Raw genomic sequence first — 717 nt, 5'->3', positions numbered from 1 at the left:
CGAAGAAAAGTTTGGCTTTATCTTCATCGTCTGTGCAACCGGTAAAAGCGCCGCTGAAATGAACGAACTTCTTCAGCAACGTCTACCGAACGACCGTGAGACTGAGCTTCAGAATGCAGCGGGTCAGCAAGCACTAATCACCGCAATTCGTATTGATAAGTTGCTTCCAAGCGCATAGTTCGAAAGTTAGACAGATATGTTCTCGCCTGCGCGGGAACGACGAAGGAATTAAGCACTGTCCTGAGATAGTTTCGGTGCTGCGATAGAAAGCATTAAACAAGTTGAAAGAAGCACTGTCACCCAAGGTTACGGTGCTGAAATAGGAGCGCCATAGGCAAGGCAAAACTGCGCGCAGAAAGGGAGCGTACACGCAAGTACGTGACAGAGCGAGTACAGTTTTAACAAAGCATATGGTGCCTTCTATAAAGCAAACGAGAATTTACGAAAGTAGGAAAACTTACCATGGCAAGTCCTATTACAACGCATGTACTAGATACTAACCTAGGCGGCCCAGCAGCAGACATCGCAGTTGAGCTTTTCAAGCAAGTAGACGGCGAGTGGACAAAGATCGCCTCTGGAGTGACTAACAGCGATGGCCGCATCACTGATTGGCTCGAAGGCCAAGACCGTGAAAAAGGCATCTACCGCATCGTTTTCGATACGGATAGCTACTTCGAGAAGCAAGGCAAAACCTGTTTCTACCCAAGCGTAAACTTT

The 717-nt window shown here is 47.6% G+C and carries 2 protein-coding genes; both read left to right on the top strand.

Annotation, left to right across the window (positions count from 1 at the left end; translation table 11 throughout):
• Window positions 1-178: 2-oxo-4-hydroxy-4-carboxy-5-ureidoimidazoline decarboxylase (locus A3739_RS24500; RefSeq protein ID WP_304440311.1), on the top strand; the 178-nt coding region annotated here is incomplete at its 5' end.
• A gap of 284 nt (window positions 179-462) precedes the next feature.
• A partial coding sequence (locus tag A3739_RS24495; RefSeq protein WP_068503146.1) for a hydroxyisourate hydrolase occupies window positions 463-717 on the top strand: 255 nt, incomplete at its 3' end.

Source organism: Oleiphilus sp. HI0067, from assembly GCF_001635735.1.
Note: the sequence above shows the minus strand (reverse complement) of the source record. Positions and strands in the feature narration are given on the sequence as shown.